General features: G+C 38.4%; 15 protein-coding genes and 2 pseudogenes. 8 read left to right on the forward strand and 9 right to left on the reverse strand.

Annotation, left to right across the window (positions count from 1 at the left end):
- Positions 1-10 precede the first annotated feature (10 nt).
- From ACE01U_RS00385 to ACE01U_RS00395, 3 genes are all read right to left on the reverse strand, one after another.
- Positions 11-1,039: a methionine synthase gene (locus ACE01U_RS00385; RefSeq protein WP_291372762.1), complete on the reverse strand. Its 1,029-nt coding sequence runs from the start codon at positions 1,037-1,039 to the stop codon at positions 11-13.
- 30 nt (positions 1,040-1,069) lie between these two features.
- Positions 1,070-2,062, reverse strand: coding sequence for a DUF1852 domain-containing protein (locus ACE01U_RS00390; RefSeq protein WP_395553013.1), 993 nt, complete (start codon positions 2,060-2,062; stop codon positions 1,070-1,072).
- A 400-nt stretch (positions 2,063-2,462) separates the two neighbouring features.
- On the reverse strand, positions 2,463-2,894 hold the full coding sequence (locus ACE01U_RS00395; RefSeq protein ID WP_395553014.1) for a VOC family protein: 432 nt from the start codon (positions 2,892-2,894) through the stop codon (positions 2,463-2,465).
- Between the two features lie 633 nt (positions 2,895-3,527).
- On the opposite strand from ACE01U_RS00395, the pseudogene ACE01U_RS00400 reads away from it, so the two are divergent.
- The 3 genes and pseudogenes from ACE01U_RS00400 to ACE01U_RS00410 all read left to right on the forward strand — a co-directional run.
- Positions 3,528-3,814: pseudogene (locus ACE01U_RS00400) on the forward strand (transposase); the annotation flags it as partial.
- 11 nt (positions 3,815-3,825) lie between these two features.
- Positions 3,826-3,981: pseudogene (locus ACE01U_RS00405) on the forward strand (IS982 family transposase); the annotation flags it as partial.
- A gap of 524 nt (positions 3,982-4,505) precedes the next feature.
- The gene (locus ACE01U_RS00410; protein ID WP_086209421.1) at positions 4,506-5,804 is read left to right on the forward strand and encodes a dicarboxylate/amino acid:cation symporter; all 1,299 of its coding nucleotides are present in this window, start codon (positions 4,506-4,508) and stop codon (positions 5,802-5,804) included.
- Between the two features lie 55 nt (positions 5,805-5,859).
- Here ACE01U_RS00410 and ACE01U_RS00415 read toward each other — a convergent pair whose 3' ends face one another.
- Positions 5,860-6,360: a Dps family protein gene (locus tag ACE01U_RS00415; RefSeq protein WP_086209422.1), complete on the reverse strand. Its 501-nt coding sequence runs from the start codon at positions 6,358-6,360 to the stop codon at positions 5,860-5,862.
- Between the two features lie 409 nt (positions 6,361-6,769).
- On the opposite strand from ACE01U_RS00415, the gene ribA reads away from it, so the two are divergent.
- Positions 6,770-7,372: a GTP cyclohydrolase II gene (ribA, locus tag ACE01U_RS00420; RefSeq protein ID WP_291372757.1), complete on the forward strand. Its 603-nt coding sequence runs from the start codon at positions 6,770-6,772 to the stop codon at positions 7,370-7,372.
- 120 nt (positions 7,373-7,492) lie between these two features.
- Here the strand turns inward: ribA and trpA are convergent, their stop codons facing one another.
- Both trpA and trpB read right to left on the reverse strand, forming a co-directional pair.
- Positions 7,493-8,278, reverse strand: a complete 786-nt coding sequence (gene trpA, locus ACE01U_RS00425; protein WP_291372755.1) for a tryptophan synthase subunit alpha — start codon at positions 8,276-8,278, stop codon at positions 7,493-7,495.
- Positions 8,275-9,486: a tryptophan synthase subunit beta gene (gene trpB / locus ACE01U_RS00430; protein WP_395553015.1), complete on the reverse strand. Its 1,212-nt coding sequence runs from the start codon at positions 9,484-9,486 to the stop codon at positions 8,275-8,277. Before trpB ends, trpA begins: the two co-directional genes overlap by 4 nt.
- A 102-nt stretch (positions 9,487-9,588) precedes the next feature.
- Between trpB and ACE01U_RS00435 the strand changes: the two genes are divergently transcribed.
- The 4 genes from ACE01U_RS00435 (at position 9,589) to ACE01U_RS00450 (ending at position 12,339) form a co-directional block, all read left to right on the forward strand.
- Positions 9,589-10,482 (forward strand): LysR family transcriptional regulator, encoded by an 894-nt coding sequence (locus ACE01U_RS00435; protein WP_291372751.1) that lies wholly within the window; start codon positions 9,589-9,591, stop codon positions 10,480-10,482.
- A gap of 113 nt (positions 10,483-10,595) precedes the next feature.
- Entirely contained in the window at positions 10,596-11,168 is a 573-nt protein-coding gene (locus ACE01U_RS00440) for a nuclear transport factor 2 family protein (protein WP_004981561.1), read from the forward strand.
- Complete coding sequence (locus ACE01U_RS00445; protein ID WP_395553016.1) at positions 11,144-11,641, forward strand: chalcone isomerase family protein; 498 nt, start codon at positions 11,144-11,146, stop codon at positions 11,639-11,641. Before ACE01U_RS00440 ends, ACE01U_RS00445 begins: the two co-directional genes overlap by 25 nt.
- 11 nt (positions 11,642-11,652) lie before the next feature.
- Complete coding sequence (locus tag ACE01U_RS00450) at positions 11,653-12,339, forward strand: response regulator transcription factor (protein WP_144583788.1); 687 nt, start codon at positions 11,653-11,655, stop codon at positions 12,337-12,339.
- A gap of 17 nt (positions 12,340-12,356) precedes the next feature.
- On the opposite strand, the gene ACE01U_RS00455 is transcribed toward ACE01U_RS00450, so the two are convergent.
- The 3 genes from ACE01U_RS00455 to ACE01U_RS00465 are packed head-to-tail and all read right to left on the reverse strand — an operon-like array spanning position 12,357 to position 15,552.
- Entirely contained in the window at positions 12,357-13,679 is a 1,323-nt protein-coding gene (locus ACE01U_RS00455) for a sensor histidine kinase (RefSeq protein WP_395553017.1), read from the reverse strand.
- A 35-nt stretch (positions 13,680-13,714) separates the two neighbouring features.
- A complete protein-coding gene (locus ACE01U_RS00460; protein WP_395553018.1) occupies positions 13,715-14,764 on the reverse strand; it encodes an SAM-dependent methyltransferase in 1,050 nt (349 codons plus the stop codon).
- Between the two features lie 8 nt (positions 14,765-14,772).
- Entirely contained in the window at positions 14,773-15,552 is a 780-nt protein-coding gene (locus ACE01U_RS00465; protein WP_395553019.1) for a DUF1295 domain-containing protein, read from the reverse strand.
- Positions 15,553-15,558 lie beyond the last annotated feature (6 nt).

Here is a 15,558-nt window from a genome sequence, read left to right on the forward strand (position 1 = left end):
GCCACTAATACTAAGCCGATAACTCTTTACGGATGATTTCCGCACCTGCACTTAACGCATTAAGCTTGCCTCTCGCCACTTCACGAGCCAAAGGTGCCATACCACAGTTAGTCGAAGGATAAAGTTTATCTGCATCAACAAATTGAAGTGCTTTGCGTAGCGTATCCGCAACTTCTTCTGGTGTTTCAATCGTATTGGTTGCCACATCAATCGCACCAACCATGACTTTTTTACCACGAATCAGTTCAATCAAGTCCATCGGCACACGCGAGTTTTGGCATTCAAGTGAGATAATATCAAGCTTAGATTTTTGCAGTTTAGGGAATGATTCTTCGTATTGACGCCATTCATTGCCTAAAGTTTGCTTCCAATCAGTATTGGCTTTAATACCATAACCGTAGCAAATGTGTACCGCAGTTTCACATTTCAAACCTTCAAGCGCACGTTCTAAAGTTGCAATACCCCAGTCATTCACTTCATCAAAGAATACATTAAATGCGGGTTCATCAAACTGGATAATGTCAACGCCTGCTGCTTCTAACTCTAGTGCTTCTTGATTCAGAATCTTGGCAAATTCCCAAGCCAATTTTTCACGGCTCTTATAATGACCATCATACAACGTGTCAATCATGGTCATTGGGCCAGGCAACGCCCACTTGATTGGTTGTGTAGTTTGGCTACGTAAAAACTTGGCATCATTAACAAATACAGGTTGCTTACGAGATACTTCACCCACAACAGATGGCACACTGGCATCGTAACGATTACGAATTCGCATTGTTTCACGTTTTTCGAAATCGACACCTTCAAGATGTTCAATAAAAGTGGTCACAAAGTGCTGACGCGTTTGCTCACCATCAGAAACAATATCAATACCTGCTTGCAACTGTTCATGTAACGATAAGCTTAAAGCATCGCGCTTGGCTTGAAGCAGTTCTTCACCTTCAAGTTTCCATGCGGACCACAGTTTCTCAGGCTCAGCAAGCCAAGAAGGTTTCGGTAAGCTGCCAGCGGTTGATGTTGGTAATAAAATTGCCATTCTAAATCTTCTATCTCTATTTCAGGTAAATTAAGCAGCGCTACTGTCTACAGTGTAATTCGAAGCCCATTGCTCAAGGATGTTTTGATAAGGCTTGATAAAGTTTTCTTCCGTCCATTTACCTTGTTTTACCGCTAACTGACTACGTTCAACACGATCATAGACAATTCGTGTTAATGAATAATCTGGGTATTCTAAACTTGCTTGATAGACCTGTGCTGCTGAAGAATTTGCATTGTAAATTTCAGGACGATAAATCTTTTGGAACGTTTCCATCGTACTAATCGCACTGATCAGCTCAAAATCGGTGTAATCACGTAATAAATCACCCGCAAAATAGAATGCTAAAGGTGCAACGCTACCTTTCGGCATGAAGAAGCGAACCTGTAAGCCCATTTTATGGAAATACTCATCGGTACGAGAATATTGGTCTTGCTTATATTCAACACCCAAAATAGGATGCTCATTGGTTGTACGCTGATAAGTTCTTGCTGTTGAGACACTCAAGCAAATCACAGGCTGTTGATTGAACGCTGCTTTAAAAGTATCTGAGTTGACGAGGTACTGATAAAGCTTGCCATGTAAATCACCAAAATTTTCAGGTGCGTACGAAGTTGAGTTTTCTTTATTATGTTCTTTAAGCACTACACTGAAATCATAGTCACGTACATAAGATGAGAAGCTATTACCAATCATGCCCTCAATACGTTGATTGGTGTGATGATCCGTAATTGTGCTTTTCAACATTTCAATAATCGGGAAAGCTTTACCATTACCTTCAATATCTAAATCGGCAGAAATGATATCAATTTCAAGTGAATAGCGATCACCATTTGGGTTATCTGTTTGTGCTAAAGCATTGAAACGATTATTAATCATACGAAGTGTATTGCGTAGGTTCTGCTCACGGCTTTCACCACGCGCTAAGTTAGCAAAGTTAGTTGTTAGACGTGTGCTATCTGCTGGTTGATAGTTTTCATCAAAACGAATGCGTTTAATTGAACATGCAAACTCTGTACTCATGGCGACCTTTACCCTATTTTTGCAATAAAACCTGAATTTCTTTCATGCTCTTTTCAAACAGTCCAATTTTCTTTTGGTACACTTCTCGTTAACCACTATCCAGTGTTATCTATAGTCTGGCTAGTAATTAACGATGAAGAATGTCTATCATTAAGAGCTTGGTGTAATTTATACCCGAAACTTCACATGAATAAAAATGATTTAATCTCACCCATAAGTGAGAAAAATTCATTTTCATAAATTTTATTACATCAAGAAAAAATTCCACCACTACTTCTGGTGCCATTTGTACTGATGAACTTCTTTATTTTTTTGCGATAAAAGTCATCTGAATGCACACGGTATGCAAGAATTTATCTTTCAAGAAACTGATAAATAAAAGAATATAATCATAATCCCACTACTTAGATGAGCGTAACCATGGGGTTACCGTTAAGCCTGTCAAAACACCCTCAGGACTTAAAAAGCGAGTGACAGATTGTCCCCAAGGTTCTATACGATTATTGACAAGTAATTGGTAACCTTTAGAAACCATATAAGCTGAAGCTACAACAATATCTTCTACCTCAAATTCAATCCAACTTTGAGGAATATTGAATTCCTCTGGCCACTCGTTTAGCCCAAAGCATGAATTCGCAGCTTGAGTCAAAGGCCAAAGTGCAAAATGTTTTACACCACCCAACTCACCATCATTCGTACTCATATAAGATTCATTTCCCTCCATCGCTTTAACTGGAAGATTAAGAATGTCGAGGTAGAAAGATTTACTTGCGTGATCTTCTTTGGTAATTGGTCCAAATCCAGCAACAAAAAGTATATGTACAGGATGCATTTCAATATCTCATTTTTTTTAAGCGATCTATACTTTTACACTTAGAATTGTTTACTTTTCAAGCATAAAATTAAAAATGTGAGTACGGTTAAATCCCCCCTATGTTGTTAGGCTCTACCATTTGCTGGGATCGTATTTAGCCATCGAAATATTTATGGAAAGAACTGTGTAGAAGCACTCGCTGGCTATGCAAATGTGAAGATGACGTATAGTATTTAGAAGGTCACGAAGTGCCTAAACCTGAGTAGATTAGTTCTCATTAATAATTGGTTTTAACTTTAAATGGGCGAGTTTTCCACATTGGGGAATTACGCCATTCCCCGAAAATACCCCGAATATCCCCCGAAAACAAAAAGCCCACTTTTTAAGTGGGCTTTAATGTGTTGAAATATCAACGAATTTTGGTAGGTATATCCAGACTCGAACTGGAGACCTCTACGATGTCAATGGGTGGTCACATATGAAAAATCAACAATTTAGGTACTATTGGCGCCCATGTTTCGCCCATTTTTTTTGTTACAATTTAGTTTGCCATTTACACAAAAATATCGATGTCTACTATCTATTGGTTCACTACTCGGCTTTGTTGTATAAAGCTATTCTTAAAGACTTCTTCAGTAATATAATTTCTAAATGAAGAAGCCTGCATCTAAAATCTATCGTACAACGAATTGGTCCTCTTATAACCAAACTCTAATCAAGCGAGGAAATATTTCAACTTGGTTCGATCCTCAGACTAAATGGTATGCTCAGCCACAGGCTAAGCATGGAAGAAATCAAACTTATTCTGATACAGCAATTCAGTGCTGTTTGATGATCAAATCTATCTTTCGACTTTCTTTGCGTATAGTCACAGGTTTTGTGCAAAGTCTAATTGAACTCAGTGGTTAAGTTGGACAGCACCAGATTATTCCACACTTTGACGACAAAAGCAGATGAATACCATCTAAAACAACGCAATAAAATAGAAACTTTATTCAGTTTTCTTAAAGGGGCTTACAATCTAGTGACGACTAGAGCGAGAAGTGTTGCAGGCTATTCAGCTGGTATTTATGCATCTCTGTTTGCTTATGAAATATGTCATTAAAACAAGCCGATGCTTCGTATTATGGAAATATCAGCTTAAGTAGAATTAGGGTTAATATAATCAAATTATCTCTATGCAACTAAAAAGTAAATCAAATTCTTAAATAGTGATTATCCTAAATAAAATATTTATTAAATTTAAGTAAAATAAACAAAAAAACACTTTATATATTATGGTATTTACTTTCATTAGAAAAATTTACACAAAATAAATATAAATCAATATTTTACATATTCCATGTAATTTCCCAATATTAAAATGCACTATACTAGTGCCATACTATCCTATTTATGATTCATTATAGTGCAATAATTATTTATTAACTGGCGCCAATTTGGTGCATTAATAATTAATTGTTTAGCATGTCTTTAATATATGGATTTCATATTAACATTTCGAAATCTTATGACCTGATGGTTCTTTTTTTCTATAAACTGCCTGCTCTTCTCAAACAGAGTGGTTTCATGCTTCAAATGTTGCATGGTTGCGTAATTTAAAATTTGATCTAAAAAGGTATATAGATAATGGAATTCAGTACCCTTGAACCAGAAGTTATAAAAAAGAAACAGAAGTTTCATCAAATATTATATGTCCAGGTAATATTTGCAATTATCTTAGGTATATTATTAGGTCATTTTTACCCTGAGTTTGGTGAAAGCCTAAAACCATTAGGCGATGCATTTATTAAAATTGTTAAAATGATTATTGCTCCGGTAATTTTTCTAACAGTTGTTACGGGTATTGCTGGCATGACTAATATGAGTCGTGTTGGTCGTGTGACTGGTAAAGCGATGTTGTACTTTTTTACCTTCTCATCATTAGCTCTTATTGTAGGCATGGTAGTGGCAAATATCATTCAACCCGGTAAAGGTTTGAATATTGATCCAACTACATTAGCAAATGATAAAGTAGCTGATTATGTAGAAAAAGCACATGATGCGACTTTAGTCGACTTTTTCATGAATATTATTCCTAAGACACTAATAAGCCCTTTAGCTGAAGGAAGCATTCTACAAGTCTTATTTGTCGCAGTTTTATTCGGTATTGCTTTAGCTGCAATTGGTGACCGTGGCCGCCCAATTGTTGATATTCTAAATAATTTGACAGCCCCTGTATTTTATTTAGTCGGGATGTTAATGAAGTTAGCTCCAATTGGTGCTTTTGGTGCAATGGCATTTACAATTGGCGCATATGGTATTGAAGCTATAGGTAATTTGCTATTACTGATAATGACTTTCTATATAACATCGTTGTTGTTTATACTTATTATTTTAGGTGCAGTAGCTCGCTACAATGGATTTTCAATTTTAGCTCTCATTCGATATATTAAAGATGAATTATGGCTTGTATTAGGTACAAGTTCATCAGAAGCGGCCCTACCCACTTTAATGCAAAAAATGGAAAAAGCTGGTTGTGAAAAGTCTGTAGTGGGTCTAGTAATCCCGACAGGATATTCATTTAATCTTGATGGTACTAATATTTATATGACCATGGCAGCGTTATTTATTGCTCAAGCATGTAATGTAGACTTATCAATTGGTGAACAAATAGCTCTTTTACTGGTAGCAATGGTTAGCTCTAAAGGGGCAGCTGGAGTAACTGGTGCAGGATTTATTACCCTAGCGGCTACATTGTCTGTTGTACCAGCAGTACCTGTTGCAGGAATGGCATTAATTTTAGGTATTGATCGCTTTATGTCAGAATGCCGTGCATTAACCAATCTTGTAGGAAATGCTTGCGCAACAATCGTTGTTGCTCGTTGGGATAATGCTTTGGAGAAAGATGTACTAGATGAAGTTTTAAATAAACCAAAATCATCTTAATCTCTAGTTTATTCAAACCCTTGAATAAATATATATTCAAGGGTTTCTATATTTATTAATCCTCTAAAATACTTCTTAACATCCATGCTGTTTTTTCATGTACTTCAAGTCTTTGTGTAACTAAATCTGCTGATGGCTGATCGTTTACCTCATCGACAATTGGAAAAATTCCTCTTGCTGTTTTTGCAACAGTTTCGTGAGCATTAACTAATAAACCAACCATTTCTTGTGCTTTTGGAACACCCTCTACTTCCTTAATTGCGGTCAATTTAGCAAACTGTTTGTACGTACCAGGGGCAGGGAAACCTAATGCTCTAATACGTTCTGCTATAGTATCTAAAGCATTCCATTGTTCAGTATACTGATCCATAAACATGTTGTGTAAACTATTAAACTGAGGCCCTGTAACATTCCAGTGAAAATTATGCGTCATTAAATATAAGGTATAACTATCTGCAAGTAATTTTGACAGACCAGAAACAATCTTTTCTCGATCATTATGCGAAATACCGATATCAATCTTTATTGCTTTTACTTCTTTTTTAGGACTAGCCATGAATCTCTTCCTTTTGTAATAAGTACATAATATTAAAAATTTAAAAAATGAGAACAAGCTGAATGTAGAGCTTAACTATTAAGACTATCATACCAACCTACTCAGAAAGCAATTACGAGTAAAAAAAGTTACCATTTTTAAAATAGTCTATATCGTTCCTAATGACTGTTAATTTCGATCTTAGTTATTATGCATATAAAAATTGTATATTTAACATCCAACTAAAAAACAATTTTAGAAAACTTGTCAAATCTAAAATTAGAAGTAAATTATTGATTTTTTATTGAAATTTACTTCACACACTAAAAACTCTTGTGTTTTCACATAAATTTCACTATCTGAGAACTATTTTAGCTGGAAAGTAATAATTGCAAGTTTCTAAATTCTTAAAATACAGGGGTATAGTTAAATGGCTATAGAATTTGTTTCCAAATCAAAGTTACCTACTGCGTTTGGCGATTTTGAAATTATAGCATTTCAAGATCAAAAGACTGGTGAAGAACATATCGCTCTTGCCAAAGGCATGGATACTATTTCGAATCAACCTGTACTGGTCAGAATACATTCAGAATGCTTAACAGGAGATGCTTTTGGATCACTCAAATGTGATTGTGGTCCACAATTACACTCAACCATGAAAATGATTAATGATGCAGGTCAAGGTGTCATTTTATACTTACGCCAAGAAGGCCGTGGCATAGGACTAACCAATAAAATTCGAGCCTACGCACTTCAAGACCAAGGACATGATACCCTTGACGCCAATTTATTATTAAACCTGCCAGCGGATGCTCGCAAGTATGATATGTGTACCATTATGCTCGATTATTTAAAAATAAAAAATGTAAAACTCATTACAAATAATCCACTTAAAATTAAATCTTTAACTGATTTGGGAATTAATGTTCTTGAACGTATTCCTTTGAAAGTAGGCTTAAATAGCTTTAATAAGAATTATCTCGAAACAAAGCAAAAACGTATGTCACATCTGTATGATAATAGTGATTTTTAAAAAGTGATCACTTTCAGAAAAAATCCACATACAAAGTTTCATCTCCCTTACGGGAGAGGGTTTTATCACATATGGTTCTTGATAAATTAACTTTAAATATACGGATTAAAAAACAGGATATTATTTATTTTCTCTCAGTATCTGCGAAAAAACTGTGACCTTTTCTAAAGTCGCGATCATTCCCTTATTAAAAAAAGTATCGACAAGCGCTGAGCCAATGATAATAAGATCAACTTTATTGGCTAAGGCTTTAACGTGGCTTTCATTTTTGATCCCGAAGCCAATTGCAACTGGAATATTAAAAATAGGCTTAATTTCAGCAATCTTTTTCTCAAGATTAGACAGATTGAAGTCTCCTCCTGTTAAACCATTTTCTGCAACATGATATAAAAAACCTGTCGCGCGCGCTGAGATTTGCTCTAACCTTTCAACTGGGGTAGTCGGCGCTGTCATTGCAATGAAATGCATATTTTTTTCATTTAATTGCACTTCAAAGTTTTCTCGATATCCATATGGAGCATCTAAAATCAATATTCCATCTATAAGATTTTCTGTTTCGGCGACAAGTGTCTCGAAACCATATTGCATAATCGGATTTAAATAAGTCATAAAAATTATTGGTGTCTTGTCATCATGCAGCCTGATTGCTTTCACCAACTCAATGGTCTGTTTTACCGTTTGACCTGCACTTAAAGCTCTAATATGTGCTGCCTGAATGATCTCGCCATCTGCCACTGGATCTGAAAAAGGAATGCCAACTTCAATAATGTCAGCTCCAGCTTGACCCAATTGGCTCAACAGACGACAACTTTCTGCAAAATTAGGATCTCCAGCAGTAAAATAACAAACCAGACCGCTTCGATTTTCCAGTTTCAATTGCTCTAATTTTTGATCTAGACGGTTCATGCTGTAGCTCCTGCAAGATATTTTTTGACTGTATTTAAGTCTTTGTCACCTCTGCCGCTTAAATTGACAATAATGATCTGTTCTGGCTGCATTTCTTGAGCAAGTTGAATCGCATACGCAATGGCATGAGAACTCTCAAGCGCAGGAATAATGCCCTCCTGTTGGCTTAAAAGCTGAAATGCATTTACAGCTTCTTGATCGGTTATAGCCGTATATGTCACACGCCCTGTTTCAAACAGAATGCCATGCTCAGGGCCAATACCAGGATAATCTAAGCCAGCTGATATAGAGTGCCCCTCTAAAATCTGTCCATCTAAATCTTGTAATAAATAGGTTAAATTACCATGTAGCACACCGACTTGACCTTTGCAAATAGAGGCCGCATGTTCACCGCTATTTGTTCCTTTTCCACCTGCCTCAACGCCAAACATTTTGACATTCAGGTCTTCTAGAAAAGGATGCATCAACCCTAATGCATTTGATCCACCACCAACGCAAGCAACTAAAGCATCAGGCAGTTTATTTTCTTTGAGGAGTATTTGGTTTCTGGCTTCTAGACCAATAATTTTTTGAAATTCTCTGACCATGATGGGATATGGATGAGGACCTGCACCAGTACCCAACAGATAATAGGTTGTATCAACATGACTAATCCAGTCACGTAATGCTTCGTTCATCGCATCTTTTAAAGTCCTACGACCTTTTTGAACACTTCTGACTTCAGCACCGAGTAATTTCATGCGTTCAACATTCACTTGTTGGCGCTGAATGTCTGTTTCTCCCATAAAAATGGTACATTTCATCTTAAACAGTGCACAAACAGTTGCTGTTGCAACACCATGTTGTCCAGCACCAGTTTCTGCAATGATTCTAGTTTTCCCCATAAATTTGGCTAATAAGATTTGCCCAACACAATTATTGATTTTATGCGCACCAGTATGGTTCAAATCTTCTCGCTTGAGATATATTCGAGCACCTCCCGCATAAGCTGTTAGGTTTTTTGCATAAAAAAGAGGACTAGGACGACCAACAAAGTCCGTTAAAATCTGCTGATGTTCAGCCCAAAATTCAGGTTTGTGCCGAACAGTATTAAAGGCTTGCTCTAATTCTCGAAGTGCTGGCATTAAGCTCTCTGGCATGTAACATCCGCCAAACTTACCAAAAAATCCCAAGTCATCAGGACCATTACCTGTATAAGGGGTTGTCATCTCATATCTCTTTTACTATCAAAATTTGTTTGATCTTAAAATATTTTCATTTTTCTGATAATTGATATATTTTGAGCTGATGATGTTAGAAAATTTTACAACATGAAACGCAGAACATTACCTCCCCTTAATGCTTTAAAAGCATTTGAAGCCGTCGCCAGAAGTAAAAGTTTCAGCTTAGCTGCGGAAGAATTGTGTGTCACCCATAGTGCGATTAGCCATCAAATAAAACAGCTAGAAGAATGGTTAGATAAAAAATTGTTTATTCGACATTCCTCGACCATCTCTCTGACGGCGGACGCAGAAGAATTATCGCTCGTTTGTACGCAGCTTTTTAATCGTTTAGAACAATGCGTCTTTGAGTTAACAAATAAAACGTCAGAGGTAGAGGTGGTAATAGGTGCTTCTCATAGTTTTATGGCAAATTGGCTGATTCCTCGATTAGAAAAGCTCGAAGTCATTTATCCCAATATCCATATCAAATTAATGACATGTAATGACTTAAAATTGTTAGAAAAAGAGAAAGTTGACATATTGATCAATAGCATCAGTGAGAATCATATACTTTCCAACTTTTTGAATAAATATCTTTTATTTCCCGATAACATGGGGCCTATTTGTAATCGGGAAATAAATCCTCTCCATACAAAACATGATCTTTTAGATTATCCACTACTTCATACCCACTCAAATAAAAGTGCATGGCATACATGGTTTGATCAGTCCAAAATTAACTTTTCCCCAAAAGCGAATGATCGTTATTTTGATCGTCTCAATTTGATGATAGAAGCTGCTGTGTCTGGGTTAGGAATTGCGATAGCGCCTCAAATTTTAGTAGAAAAAGAAATATTAAATGGAAGGGTCATTGCCCCTTTTGGTTTTATCTATTGTGACTATAATTTTTATGCAATGGTCAGAAAAAATAACGAAAATCGTGATGTCATGAATATCATTCATTGGCTAATGACTGAAGAAAAAAGAGAAAGTGAAATTTAATCCTTAATCATCAAAATTCTATTCAATGTACTGTCTTTAGTATCTATCTTCACATTCTGTTCACTTTAGCCTCTCTAAAGTGGGAGGATAAACTGTGAAGATGGACAGTGAATATGAATCAAGTCAAAACGTTAATGGCAATTGCCTTATCCTTACCAGTGCTTTTCCTGTCAGGATGTAAAAGTGTTCCTCGTTATTCCTCTGATTATGCAAATGCCAGAGCGAGTATTCAGGGAATACCCTTAGATGATGCAAAAGCACTAGAAATCGGTACCCGCTTCACTTCGGCATTTAATACCTTGGGCACACCTAAATTCGTTGAAAATGCTGGAGCACTGTATGCAGATCAGCTTTTTATTAACGATACTCTGTCGCAATTTTCATCGCGTAAAAAACTGCTTGAACATTTTCAAGGTATGAACCAGCGGGTGAGTAATGTAACTGTCAGTCTATTAAATACTTCATATCATCAAGACTCTGCCTATGTACATTGGCATATGGTTTATGATTTTAAAATGTTCGGCAAGACACGAACAATGGATTCATTTGGAATCAGTGAAATAAAGGTCAACCCAAACCATCAGATTATTTTCCAACAAGATTTCTGGGATCCGGCCAATGGTCTGTATCGTTCTTTGCCTTATGTAGGAGGAACCTATTCATGGGTACTGCCTTTCAAAAAGTAGCCATAACCACTGTACTGATGCTCGGGAGTTTCGGTTCGTGGGCGCATGCACAGACCTTAAATAAATGTGGTAATGGCCCACTAATGGTGGGACAAAAACAGGTCGGTGTGGCTGGTTACTTTGCGCAAAACTGTAATCAGCCTTGGCAAGGCCAAAACATGCAGATGGATTTTACCTATATGCAGAATATTCCAGAATGGGCATTCAAACGTGCAGCCAGACATCTACTCCAACGTAATATCAAAGATCAAAAGATTCAGGCTGTTTTCAATCCAATCACCGATCTGTATCGTCCAGTGAACTCAGGAGATCTATACCAACTAAAATATAGCCATGCCACACACACATTAAGCCTATACTTAAACCAGAAACTACAGGGACAACTCCAGAACCCATTAGCCCAGCAATATTTTAATATATGGCTAGGTCCTCAGCCATTTAGTGCTAAATTAAAACAGCAATTAATAAAGTAGTCTCTACAGTTATGTCTAAACATTTTATTTTGATGGTTGAAGATCATTACGAACTGGCATCTACCCTATGCGAGTTTCTAGAAGAGCATGGTTTTGTGGTCGATCATGCTCGAAACCTAAATGCTGCGCGCCAATTGCTCAAGCAGCAACGCTATCATATTTTACTTTTAGATATTAACTTACCTGATGGTTCGGGTTATGAACTATGTGAATGGCTACGAAATAAAGAAGGTATGGACCTCCCCGTGCTGATGCTCACCGCACGCGATACGCTGAATGACAAACTTAAAGGTTTTAATTCAGGAACGGATGATTATCTAGTCAAGCCATTTGACTTTAATGAGCTGGTGGTTCGAGTCAAAGCTCTGATCAAGCGTTCACAGGGTGAAGTCTCCTCTAGCCGTCTTCAAATTCATGATCTTATTCTGGACCCTGCAACACAGCAACTGACTCGTGGAGGACAAACCATTGAACTTCCCCCCATTCAATTCAAACTGCTCAAACTACTGATGCGTCATTCGCCTAAAGTTCTGACTAAACAGGAAATTATGATAGAGCTTTGGGGGGATCAAGAGCCTGAAAGCGATGCCCTGCGTAGTCATATTTATAATTTGCGTAAAATGGTCGATAAGCCTTTTGAGCAAAAACTAATTCACACCATATCTGGTGTAGGGTTAAAGATCACTTTAGAACCTTAAGCTCTAGAAGCCAAGCCTTAATTTAAATACACGACGACAATCAGTCCAGTCGTCATCGCCAGATCAACATCCTGATGGGTATTGAGATAATACTGCCGATCAAACAATTCCACTCGCCAGCCAAGCTGCTTGCACAACTTCTGTACCAATTGCAGTCCAATGCCATGACCTTTGATCTCTAATTGCAATTGCTGCCCCGACAGTTCTTGCACCTTTGAGTTATTCGGTAAAGGAATGCCGACACCATTATCTGCAATCAATACTGTATTTTTTTGCAAAATGACATCAATTTCTGTGCCTTGTGAATAATTCAGTGCATTCCGCAAAATATTGCCAAATACCATTTTGGTCATCGACGGGTAAATTTTACGTGGCTGTTCGTTTAGATCTTTTTGAAAATTTATCCGCATACCTTTGTTATGGCTAACACTATCCAGATCCTGAACTAGATTCTCCAGACATTCTGAAAGCATAGTCGATTCAGCGGTTAAAGTATTGGTGGTATTGCGGGCGATAGCCAGTAGTGTGTCAACTAATAGTTGCATGTCTTCAATGGTGTTGTTCAAGCGAGTAAATGATTTATTGTCCCCATAGCGTGCCTGACACAACTGCACATTGCCTTTTAAGATGGTAAGTGGTGTGCGAAGCTCATGACTGACATCACCAGTAAATTCACGTTCACGCTGAATAAACTCGCTTAATACCTGATGATATTTTTCTAGCGCCTGCTTCAGATATTCCGCTTCCAGATTTGAATCAGTCCGTATGTCATGAAATGGTGAAGCCTGATTTTTATAATCTTCCCAATCAATATGTTCCAGTGCGTTGGCAAGCCTTGTAATGGGAGAAAAATAGCGCCGGGCACGACGGTTCCACCACCATAACATACTATAAAGTACAAACAAGCTGACCATCAGTGGTGCCAGACCAAACAGCCAGACCAGTTTATTGACATTGCTTTCGCCAAAGACTAACAGGACATGCTGCCCATCTTTTTCGCCATAAACGGTCATGCGTTCCTTACCATCGACAAAATGCCGATTCACCCCTTGCTCAAGTGACATATTCTTAAATTGGGAGGGTGGCACAGTGTTCCAGCGGTAACCATACAGGTTTTTGGTATCGGGCAATTCTGCAGCAGGATTACGTTCTAATCGCTGCCAGTAGTGTGACATTTCCTGTTCTAGCGCCGTTCTGAGCAAAGAACCTTTAATCACCCAGGCACTGAAGCCAATCCCAATCACCACAGACAAGGCAATGAATCCGATTTGCAGCCAGTAGTAGCGGTTAAACACCTCACTCAGAGGATGATCACGTTTATCCCTAAATAGCTTTAACATTGATGCATTCCCCGCTGGCCAATCCCACTGTTCAATTATAAGGCTTTCTTCTTTAACAGAAAGTGGCCAATGACCCACTCGCGTCCATTGTCATAACCAAATAGCTCGGCACAGGCCATAAAGAAAATCCGCCAGCGCTGCCACCAGATTGCGGCATCCGCGCCATAAGTTTTTTCAAATAAGGGCTTTAGCTCGGCCTGTTTACCATCCATATTTTCTAGCCAAGCATTTGCGGTACGTTCATACTGCGTACCCGCCCATTGCCAGTGCTGTTCTAGCTGTAAATGCTGCTGAAAATGTAGGAAAGTTGAGGCTGCTGGCATCAAACCACCACTAAAGAAATATTGCGACATCCAGTCAAACTCATTTTTGACTTCAAACGGATAATGCAAGAAACGATGACAGAAAATATGACACCACAATAAGCCATCTGGTTTGAGCCAAATACTAATATTTTCAAACAGTTTTTGATAGTTGCGTACATGCTCAAACATCTCCACCGATACCACACGGTCAAATGACGCAGGTTCAAGTTGCAACACATTGACATCACAAGTGATCACATTAAGGTTATCCAGTTTTTTTAAACGGGCTTGTTCCTGAATATACTCGTGCTGCGTTGAAGAATTTGACACGACTGTAATACGGGCCGTTGGATAATGCTCGGCCATATATAGACTTAAAGAACCCCAACCGCAGCCAATTTCCAAAATATCCTGCCCGTCTTTCAGTTGTGCTCGCTGGCAATAGCATGCAAGGGCAGCTTCTTCGGCTTGGTCTAGCGTCATATCGGCATGTTCAAATAGACTCGCGCTATATTTCAAACGCTTACCGAGTACTGCCTGAAAAAATGCGGTCGGCAGTTCATAATGCTGCTCATTGGCTTTGTCTGTCTCAATGGCAATTTCGCTGTTTTTCAGCATGGTCAGCACATCCATATAGCGCTGCGCTGCCAATGCGGGGTCAAACCGACCTTCTTGTGCCAAACGTTTTTTGCTCAAGATTTTAATACCAGCACGAATCACTGGGTCTGGAACCTTGCCATTTTCGATCAGTTCTAAGGTTTTTTGAATCATAAAGTCCATGTATTTACCTACTCTTTGGGTGGCCACGGAATAAACATTGAAGTTCGTCGTTGATAGTCTTTATAGTTGTCACCACGGTGGGCGAGCGCCTGTTTTTCACTAAAAGGAATCCCCGTAAAGTAGTACAGGAATAGCCACATCAGCAGTGGATAAATCCATAATCCATAGCATCCTGCTGCCAGACCGAGCACTGGATAGGCAAACCAATGCAGCCATTCAAAAAAATAATTCGGATGGCGCGAATATTTCCACAAGCCCTGATCCATGGTTTTACCTTGACTTTGTGGATCTAGCTTAAAACTGTAAAGTTGCTGATCGGCAGTGCTTTCACCTATCAAAGCCGATAGCATGATCATGCCCGCCACAATAACAGTGACCAAAGTCCAGTCATTCCACTGCTCGGTCGAGATACTTAACAACTTCAGCATTGGGTAAGAAAACAGTAGAGCCAAACCTGCCTGAAATATAAAAAACACCAGAAAACCAAGATGCTGATAATCCCCCATCGCTCGGCGCATGTTTGCATAACGCGTGTCTTCTTGGGTTTCATTGGCATAGCGTCGTAACAGATGCCAAGTCAGCCGTGAAAACCAGATCCCACTCGCCAGTCCCAGAAATAACCGAACCAACATCGGCGCACTGTCAATCACCCAAGCGGCAATAATCACATTAAGGGCAATACTGAAACTCCAAGCGACATCGACTAGCCCTGCTCTGCGGTTATAGGTCACCAACACCCAGCTACAGAGCATGATGAAGACATTGAGCAAAAATAAATCTAGCAGCATGTCGCC

Source organism: Acinetobacter halobius (assembly GCF_044130335.1).
Classification (GTDB): domain Bacteria; phylum Pseudomonadota; class Gammaproteobacteria; order Pseudomonadales; family Moraxellaceae; genus Acinetobacter.

What these genes read in the sequence shown, in the direction of transcription:
- ACE01U_RS00410 (WP_086209421.1), top strand. Translation starts at nt 4,506, where the DNA reads ATGGAATTCAGTACCCTTGAACCAGAAGTTATAAAAAAGAAACAGAAG.
- ACE01U_RS00460 (WP_395553018.1), bottom strand. Translation starts at nt 14,764, where the DNA reads ATGGACTTTATGATTCAAAAAACCTTAGAACTGATCGAAAATGGCAAG.
- ACE01U_RS00395 (WP_395553014.1), bottom strand. Translation starts at nt 2,894, where the DNA reads ATGCATCCTGTACATATACTTTTTGTTGCTGGATTTGGACCAATTACC.
- ACE01U_RS00445 (WP_395553016.1), top strand. Translation starts at nt 11,144, where the DNA reads ATGGGTACTGCCTTTCAAAAAGTAGCCATAACCACTGTACTGATGCTC.
- ACE01U_RS00385 (WP_291372762.1), bottom strand. Translation starts at nt 1,039, where the DNA reads ATGGCAATTTTATTACCAACATCAACCGCTGGCAGCTTACCGAAACCT.
- trpB (WP_395553015.1), bottom strand. Translation starts at nt 9,486, where the DNA reads ATGACAACCCCTTATACAGGTAATGGTCCTGATGACTTGGGATTTTTT.
- ACE01U_RS00465 (WP_395553019.1), bottom strand. Translation starts at nt 15,552, where the DNA reads ATGCTGCTAGATTTATTTTTGCTCAATGTCTTCATCATGCTCTGTAGC.
- ACE01U_RS00415 (WP_086209422.1), bottom strand. Translation starts at nt 6,360, where the DNA reads ATGGCTAGTCCTAAAAAAGAAGTAAAAGCAATAAAGATTGATATCGGT.
- ACE01U_RS00440 (WP_004981561.1), top strand. Translation starts at nt 10,596, where the DNA reads ATGAATCAAGTCAAAACGTTAATGGCAATTGCCTTATCCTTACCAGTG.
- ACE01U_RS00390 (WP_395553013.1), bottom strand. Translation starts at nt 2,062, where the DNA reads ATGAGTACAGAGTTTGCATGTTCAATTAAACGCATTCGTTTTGATGAA.
- ACE01U_RS00435 (WP_291372751.1), top strand. Translation starts at nt 9,589, where the DNA reads ATGAAACGCAGAACATTACCTCCCCTTAATGCTTTAAAAGCATTTGAA.
- trpA (WP_291372755.1), bottom strand. Translation starts at nt 8,278, where the DNA reads ATGAACCGTCTAGATCAAAAATTAGAGCAATTGAAACTGGAAAATCGA.
- ACE01U_RS00450 (WP_144583788.1), top strand. Translation starts at nt 11,653, where the DNA reads ATGTCTAAACATTTTATTTTGATGGTTGAAGATCATTACGAACTGGCA.
- ACE01U_RS00455 (WP_395553017.1), bottom strand. Translation starts at nt 13,679, where the DNA reads ATGTTAAAGCTATTTAGGGATAAACGTGATCATCCTCTGAGTGAGGTG.
- ribA (WP_291372757.1), top strand. Translation starts at nt 6,770, where the DNA reads ATGGCTATAGAATTTGTTTCCAAATCAAAGTTACCTACTGCGTTTGGC.